This is a genomic window from Catonella sp., from assembly GCF_052169795.1.
GTDB lineage: Bacteria > Bacillota > Clostridia > Lachnospirales > Lachnospiraceae > Catonella.
The window spans coordinates 1-7,869 of sequence record NZ_JBQNBU010000090.1 but is presented as its reverse complement, the minus strand read 5'-3'; the positions used below and the strand labels follow the sequence as shown (position 1 = coordinate 7,869).

General features: G+C 31.0%; 7 protein-coding genes and 1 pseudogene. All 8 read left to right on the top strand.

Going from position 1 to position 7,869, the window contains the following annotated elements; genetic code table 11:
• Positions 1–323 precede the first annotated feature (323 nt).
• The 8 genes and pseudogenes from ACTTKP_RS10220 to dcm all read left to right on the top strand — a co-directional run bounded on the left by ACTTKP_RS10220 (position 324) and on the right by dcm (position 7,825).
• Positions 324–524 (top strand): PLDc N-terminal domain-containing protein, encoded by a 201-nt coding sequence (locus ACTTKP_RS10220; protein ID WP_187327781.1) that lies wholly within the window; start codon positions 324–326, stop codon positions 522–524.
• Positions 524–1,438 (top strand): ATP-binding cassette domain-containing protein, encoded by a 915-nt coding sequence (locus ACTTKP_RS10215; RefSeq protein WP_442553800.1) that lies wholly within the window; start codon positions 524–526, stop codon positions 1,436–1,438. The genes ACTTKP_RS10220 and ACTTKP_RS10215 overlap by 1 nt, the downstream gene beginning before the upstream one ends.
• Positions 1,435–2,202, top strand: coding sequence for an ABC transporter permease (locus ACTTKP_RS10210; protein WP_442553799.1), 768 nt, complete (start codon positions 1,435–1,437; stop codon positions 2,200–2,202). The genes ACTTKP_RS10215 and ACTTKP_RS10210 overlap by 4 nt, the downstream gene beginning before the upstream one ends.
• A gap of 15 nt (positions 2,203–2,217) precedes the next feature.
• The gene (locus ACTTKP_RS10205) at positions 2,218–3,321 is read left to right on the top strand and encodes a helix-turn-helix domain-containing protein (protein ID WP_442553798.1); all 1,104 of its coding nucleotides are present in this window, start codon (positions 2,218–2,220) and stop codon (positions 3,319–3,321) included.
• Positions 3,322–3,598: 277 nt separating this feature from the next.
• A complete protein-coding gene (locus ACTTKP_RS10200; protein WP_187327777.1) occupies positions 3,599–4,012 on the top strand; it encodes a sigma-70 family RNA polymerase sigma factor in 414 nt (137 codons plus the stop codon).
• 671 nt (positions 4,013–4,683) lie between these two features.
• On the top strand, positions 4,684–6,477 hold the full coding sequence (locus tag ACTTKP_RS10195; protein ID WP_442553797.1) for a recombinase family protein: 1,794 nt from the start codon (positions 4,684–4,686) through the stop codon (positions 6,475–6,477).
• Positions 6,478–6,631: 154 nt separating this feature from the next.
• A pseudogene (locus ACTTKP_RS10190) lies at positions 6,632–6,736 on the top strand (DNA-binding protein); the annotation flags it as partial.
• Between the two features lie 120 nt (positions 6,737–6,856).
• Positions 6,857–7,825 carry a DNA (cytosine-5-)-methyltransferase gene (gene dcm / locus ACTTKP_RS10185; RefSeq protein WP_442553796.1) on the top strand — a complete coding sequence of 323 codons (969 nt, stop codon included), beginning with the start codon at positions 6,857–6,859 and terminating at the stop codon, positions 7,823–7,825.
• Positions 7,826–7,869 lie beyond the last annotated feature (44 nt).

The window sequence follows — 7,869 nt, the reverse complement described above, 5'->3', positions numbered from 1 at the left end:
TCTTAGGGTTCTCCCTAACAAGCTAAAAATTGATAAAAAAAGAAGCAGATCCCAAGAGGCTGCTTCGTCAATTTTTTCGTAAGTGTCCGTACACTTACTGTGCTTGCTACATAAGAGTGAATTAGATAGCAAGCGTTAAGCGAGCTTTTAATTTATGTTTATATTATACCACAAAAGAGTAATTAATTTAAATTTCGATATAAAAGTTGAGGTTTCATGATAGTTGATTTTCGGCTAAAAAATCAACTAATAGTTTCTTGAAAGTTAATAAAGTTAACTGCTATTATATAAATAACATAAAGATAACGTAAGGAGGATTTAAAATGGAATTTATTAGAGAATATTTACCAATCTTAATACCGATAGTTGTTCTGGAAATTGGGCTTATGATTTACGCATTGAGCCATGTATTAAAACACGACAAGTTTAAATTTGGGAATAAGGCAATGTGGATAGTTGTAGTTGTTTTAATACAAATTATTGGTCCTATTTTGTATCTAACGATAGGAAAGGATAATGAATAATGGATGCTCTTAAAATAGATAATCTATATAAGTCTTTTGAAACCCATAATATTTTAAATGGACTATCTTTAAATATTCCTGAAAAAACTATATTTGGATTTTTGGGGAAAAATGGTGCGGGTAAGACGACAACAATGAAAATGATTTTGGGATTTTTGAAAATTGATGGGGGTTCTATTGAAGTATTTGGAGAAAAAGTAAAATATGGTCAGACAAACACTAATAGGTTTATAGGTTATTTGCCAGATGTGCCTGAGTTTTATGGTTACATGACACCAAAAGAATATCTTAAATTATGTGGTTCTATAACTGGGCTTAATAATGATGAGATAGCAAAAAAAAGTGATGAATTATTAGAATTAGTTGGACTAGATGGAATTGACAAAAGAATACATGGTTTTTCTAGAGGTATGAAGCAACGTTTAGGAATTGCACAAGCTCTTTTAAATAGCCCTAAATTATTGATTTGTGACGAACCTACTTCGGCTCTTGATCCGGTGGGCAGAAAAGAAATATTAGAGATCATTAGAAAAATAAAATCAACAACGACGGTTGTTTTTTCTACGCATATTTTATCTGATGTTGAAGCGATTTGTGATCATGTTGTTGTCTTAGATGGCGGTAAAAACGTATTAGAAGGCTCAATAGATGAGCTGAAGAATATGAAACGTACAAATGAAATTGATATAAGGTTTAAATCTATTGATGAGTTGAATAAGTTTAAAAACAACAATGTTATTTCGAAAATGAATTTTAAGGAGGAAGAAAGTACGCTTAGATTTTTAGAAGTAGATTCTGAAAATAAAGCATTTGATATATTATCTGAACTTCATAATGAGAATATTCTCCCTATTGAGTTTAGTGTAAAAGAGCCAACACTAGAAAATATTTTTATGGAGGTAATTAAGTCATGAGAATATTTTTTTCACTGATAAAAAAAGAATCAATTGAAAATATTAGGACAAAAAAGATGTTGGGACTTTTATTGTTGTTTATATTTATTGGATTGATAAGTCCACTTACAGCAAAACTGACTCCTCAAATCCTTCAAGCTATTGCAACTGATGGCATTGATATCAAGGCTAATACTCCAACAGAAATTGATTCTTGGGTACAATTTTTTAAGAACGTTAACCAGATAGGAATGTTCGGTCTTGTGATTTTGTTCAGTACGCAAGTTACGAATGAGATTCAAAAAGGAACTTTAATAAATTTGCTATCAAAGGGGTTACCAAGATATCAAGTAATAATATCAAAATGTTTTTTTAATGCAATCATGTGGATTCTTTCATATTGTATTTGCTTTCTTATAGCATTTGGATATACAAAGTATTTTTTTAGCAATAAATTTCCCATTGAGAATATTCTCTTGGCAGTATTACTTCCGCTAATTTTTGGAATATTTTTGATTGCATTAGAGATACTAGGCAGTGTCATTACTGAAAATGTGATAGGGACATTATTATTCGTCGCAGGTGCTGTAGTGATACAATTTATTCTTTCTCTAAAAGAAGAAATTGTAAAATATATGCCGATTGCGTTACTTGTAAAGCCTATAAATATAATTAAGGGGATCGGGTTTAATGACTATTTTATCCCTATTTTTACAACATTTGGTTTAATAATTATTTGTATTATTAGTTCTATTATTGTATTAAATAAAAAGGAAATGTCATAAAAAGGAGTGAATCATATGTTGAAAATTGCGGAGAATATTTATCAAAGAAGAAAAGAAAAAAATATAACACAGGAAGAACTAGCTGATTTCATGATGGTTACAAAAGCTTCTGTTTCAAAATGGGAGACCGGTCAGAGTTATCCGGATATTTTATTGTTACCAAAACTTGCAACATTTTTTAACGTTACAGTAGATGAGTTGATTGGTTATGAGCCTCAATTATCACTAGAACAAATAAAAAAAATATATGAAGATTTTTCAAAAGACATTACAAAGGATGGAATTGATGACGTTATTAGGGATATTAAATTGACAATAAATCAATATTATTCATGCTTTGAATTGCTTTATTATATGGGGGCATTGATAGTTAATCACTGTGATTTGGTTGGTGAGGTAGAAAAAAAGCAGGAATACTTAAGATATGCAAATGAAATATTTAAAAGAGTAATTGACCACTCTAAGAATAATACATTAACTAAAAAAGCACTAAACATGAAAGGGGTATGCCTTCTTCAATTAGGACAGGCAAAAGAGACGATAGAAATATTACCCTCATCGGAGGAATTGCTCTTATCAACAGAATGCTTGCTTGCATCTGCTTATCTGCAAACTCAAGAGGATGAATTTGTGGATGCAAAATTACAGGTGTTCATTCTAAAAAATGTTGTTGAGCTAGTCACCTTATTGCTAATGAAAAGCAATCTTAAAAATGATAATTGGTGTGCAACTTGTGAAAAAATTGAAGATTTAATAGAAACATTTAACCTGGTAGAAATTAATGTAGCTATGGCTTTGAATTTTTATTTGACCTTAGCTATGCATTATAACAAGGATAAAAACTTTAATTTAGCTAATAAGTATATAGAAAAGTACTTACAAATTCTTTTGGAGAGAGGGAAACAATCTTTTGAAATCAAAGGGGATCAATATTTTAATAAAATTGATAACTGGATTGAAGATAACTTGCTTTTAGGAGGTAAGCCTAATAGAAATCATGAGATAGTTTATAGTTCATATTTAGATGCTGTAATTAAAAATACAGAATTGGAGAATTCAATTGATTTCGATAGTACAAAAAAACTAATAGAAAAAGCAAAAGATATAATTAGTTATTAAGTATTCAATTACATGAATTAGCTAAGATAGGAGATATGTTTATGAGGGGAAAATGGATTGAATAATGGGGGTAATTGCTATGTGTTATTTATGGTCTGTTATTCATAAAGAAAAAAACAATAGACCTTTTTGATACTGGTAATTATCATAAAAAATCAAATTTAAAATATAGAGAAAAAGCAAGATTCTTTCATTTCAGAGGACTTCGTATGCCTATGTGCAGAAGTCCTCCTTTTTTGTCTTAAAACGCAGACAAAAAAGAAATGGAGGAAATAAAATGCCAAAAGAATATTATCTGTATGTCAATGGACAAAAGGTTAGAGTCAGCGAGCAGATATATAAAGTCTACTGGCGAGAAAAAGAACACGAGAAGTATTTAGAGCAGGTGGACAAGAAAAACCACTTGCTCTTTTTTTCATCATTGGATCATGACGGACACTTTGTAGATAATATTGTTGATGAAAGCATTGATGTAGAAAAGATTGTTGAAACACATATGATGATTGAAGCAGTCAGAAATGCTATATTAAGGCTCAATGCAGAAGAAAGAGATATTATTGAACGCTTATATTTCAATGATGAAACTTTATCAAGTGTTGCAAGAGATAAGGGAGTAACTTATCAGACTATACAATGGCGAAAGGATAGAATTTTAAGAAAGCTCAAAGAGATTTTAGAAAAATTATTGTAGAAAATACTCTGTATGTGAGGGCGGATTTTCCTTTATAAAGTGAAGGGAGATCTGTCCTCTTTAATTTTTTAGAAGATAGAAAATGAAATTCAAGATATTTAAAGGGAATTCTCTCTTATAGCCATTAGGCAGTTGTTCTTTGACAATTGAATAGACCAAGACGGGACTTTTAATTACTTAGTGAGCAAAAGATATTTACGCCATGACTTTCCTGCTGATTAAATTCGGTTTAAATGAATACTGCCATAAGCGAGGATATAAGGAAACGAGCGATAAATAAATATTCTAAAGCAAAGAACAAGGACAACTTTGTGAGCCATGATCTAAGTGATGATAATGATACTTCTTTAGTGAAAGCCGGCTCATCTTAACAGGGGCGGTGGTGAGATTCCAATGTTGCTGATCCAAAGCACCCGTCAATGTCATAAAACTTAAAAATAAATTTTAACGAGGAGGGTTTAGAATGAATAACGAATTACTAAAATATAGCCTCCAATTATCTATGCTATCTATCTTACTTTCCGAACATTTACTAAACGATATTGAATACAGAAAGATAAAGTTAAAACTAATGAAAAAGTATAACATTTCGACAGAATTATATTTATAATGTTTTGTAAGTGTGGTATAATTAAACTGCATAGAAAGATACAAATAAGGAGGCGGATGCAGTGAAGAAAGATGTAAAAGTTATTAAAGGTGATACCACACTAAAAAGAACTGCATCAGGCTGTGTTGAACGCTCAATAAAGCGAGTGGCAGCTTATTGCAGAGTTAGTACAGATACTGAAGATCAGATTAACAGCTATAATTCTCAAGTAGAACACTACACAGAATTTATAAAAAAAAATAAAGAGTGGACTCTTGCTGGAATATATGCTGATGAAGCAATAACAGGAACACAGGTTGATCGAAGAATTGATTTTCAAAGGCTGATAAATGACTGTATGAATGGCGATATAGATATGATAATTACAAAGTCTATATCAAGATTTGCGAGAAATACATTAGACACTTTAAAGTATGTAAGAAAGTTAAAAGAGTTTAATGTTGCGGTATTTTTTGAAGAAGAAAACATAAATACTCTAACAATGGATGGCGAATTGCTTTTGACTATTTTAAGTTCAGTTGCTCAACAGGAAGTAGAGAACATTTCAGCTAATGTTAAAAAAGGCTTGAGAATGAAAATGGAAAGAGGAGAAATGGTCGGCTTTCAAGGATGTTTAGGTTATGACTATAATCCGGAGACAAAAAGCATTTCTGTAAACGAAAAAGAAGCTGAAATTGTAAGATATATTTTCAGAAGATATATTGAAGGCGTCGGTGGGATGGTAATCTCAAGAGAGTTGGAAGAACAGGGATATTTATCACCAAGAGGAAATAAAAGGTGGACTGAAACAACAGTTTTAGGAATTATAAAAAACGAGAAATATAAAGGGGATCTCATGATGGGAAAGACCTATACGGTTGATCCTATTTCAAAGAGAAGATTGGATAATTTTGGAGAACAGGATAAGTTTTATATAGAAAACCATCACGAGCCAATCATTACGGAAGAAGATTTTGAAAAAGCTCAAGGTATTAGATTAAGAAGGTCAAAAAACAGAAATACTGTTGCTAACAATGGTGGTAAAAGAGAAAAGTATTCAAGAAAATATGCTTTCAGCAGTATGCTTGAGTGTGGATTTTGTGGACATACACTTTCGAGGAGAACTTGGCACTCCAGTACAGAACATTCCAAAATAATATGGCAGTGTGTTAATGCTACCAAGAATGGGAAAAAGCATTGTCCACATAGCAAAGGACTTGAAGAAGAAGCAATAGAAAAAGCATTTATGGAAAGTTATCGTCAAGTATGCCATAATAATGTAGAGATTACTAATGAATTTCTAAAAACAGTAGAAGAAGAACTCAAAGACAATAGCTTATCTAAGGAGCTAAAAAAAGTAAGCAATCAGCTTGACAAAGTGTTGAAAAAAGAAAAAGATCTTGTAGAACTAAGGCTAAATGAAGTAATTAGCATGGATTTGTATCAAGAAAAGTATAATGAAATAACATTAAGCAAAGAAAAATTACTTGGAGAAAAAAGAACATTAGAAGTAACTCTTACAGATGAAAAAGCATTGAAGAAAAGACTTGAAGGGTTTAAGAGGCTGCTTGAGTCAAATAAATATCTTGAAAAATTTGACAGAGCTGTATTTGAAAGTATAGTAGATAAGATAATTATTGGTGGGACTAATGATGATGGCGAAATTGATCCGGCAATGATTACCATCATATATAAAACAGGTAAAAAGGATTCACAGAATGGACTGCTCTTTAAAAGTAAAAGAAAAAATGCTAAAGTAGTTGAGGGAGAAAATGAAAATAAATTGTATCCTCAATCAAGCAACGAGGTAAATAAATTGTGTTCCTATCCTATGGACAACACATATTGTAGTAGGAGAGTTAAAGACAAAATCTGATAAAAATATTTTCAGAAAATTAAATGAGCATTCTAAAGAATTACAAGCTAAGCAAGAGGAGATTACGAAGAAACATAATTCATTAGCAGCACAGTATGATGGATTGAAGCATTTAAAGGTTAATATGGATAGCTATCTTGATAGGGATAAAAAGAATGAGAAAAAGGAATCAGTTATTGGTGCAATTAGGAGGCATCAGGCTGAAGATAAAGAAAAACCAAAAGAAAAGAAAGAAGCAAGCAAAGAAGCTGAGAGATAAATTTATGGTCGGTGTGGTCTTAGGACTGCACCGATTATTTTTTTATGAAAAATAGCTCTGGAATAGATTTTTCATGGCTGGTATAATAAAAGATAATAGTTTTTGAAGTGGGTGATTAATATGGAGGTAAATACCTTTTTTGATTTTTGCTCTGGAATTGGTGGAGGAAGATTAGGATTAGAAAGATGTGGATTAACTTGTGTGGGATCTTCTGACACAAGTAGACTTGCAAACAGAACATATGATTTATTATTTGATGATAAAACGGATATTAATTATGGTAATTTAAAAAGAATAGATTGTAACAACATTCCAGACTTTGATGTTATGATTGCTGGATTTCCGTGCCAAACATTTTCTGTAATTGGTAGGCAAGAAGGTACGAAAGATCCGAGAGGTCAGATAATTTATTACCTTATTGACATTCTGGAAAAGAAGAAACCAAAGATTTTTATTTTTGAGAATGTAAAAGGACTGCTGACACACGATAAAGGTAAAACATTTAATGATATAATTGGTACTTTATCTAAATCAGGATATTCAATTTACCATAAAGTGCTGAATAGTATTGATTACGGTGTTCCGCATATGAGACAAAGGATTTATATTATAGGATTTGAAAATTCTTTGGGAATAACAGACTTTATTTGGCCGGATGTAAAAGAGCAGGTTCAAATTGATTCATACTTTAATCCAACTGACAATTATATGTTGGAAGAGGATTATAAGTGGTTTTTATCAAGATATCTGAATAACGAAAAAAATATTGGTAAATTTAAATTGGAAGAAATACTAGAAATGAATAATGTGGTAGTAGATACTAGAATGTCTGATTTGCGTTTATATCATAATAGAATGCCAACTTTAAGAGCACATAGGGATGGTGTCTATTATGTTAGAAATAAAAAAATATACTATCTAAAAGGTGAAGAAGCTTTAAAATTTCAAGGTTTTGATGATTGTTTTATAAAAAAAGTGTCTGGTAAAGTAAGTAATCGTCATTTGCTTCAACAGGCAGGAAATGCAATGACAGCAAATGTGGTTCAAAGTATTGGCAAAGCTATTTTAGATAGATTGGAGTCCAGCTAAGAAATGTCAATAGCTAAAATAAAAAATATTAGTTTTATTTTGAA

What these genes read in the sequence shown, in the direction of transcription:
- ACTTKP_RS10220 (WP_187327781.1), top strand. Translation starts at nt 324, where the DNA reads ATGGAATTTATTAGAGAATATTTACCAATCTTAATACCGATAGTTGTT.
- ACTTKP_RS10215 (WP_442553800.1), top strand. Translation starts at nt 524, where the DNA reads ATGGATGCTCTTAAAATAGATAATCTATATAAGTCTTTTGAAACCCAT.
- ACTTKP_RS10210 (WP_442553799.1), top strand. Translation starts at nt 1,435, where the DNA reads ATGAGAATATTTTTTTCACTGATAAAAAAAGAATCAATTGAAAATATT.
- ACTTKP_RS10205 (WP_442553798.1), top strand. Translation starts at nt 2,218, where the DNA reads ATGTTGAAAATTGCGGAGAATATTTATCAAAGAAGAAAAGAAAAAAAT.
- ACTTKP_RS10200 (WP_187327777.1), top strand. Translation starts at nt 3,599, where the DNA reads ATGCCAAAAGAATATTATCTGTATGTCAATGGACAAAAGGTTAGAGTC.
- dcm (WP_442553796.1), top strand. Translation starts at nt 6,857, where the DNA reads ATGGAGGTAAATACCTTTTTTGATTTTTGCTCTGGAATTGGTGGAGGA.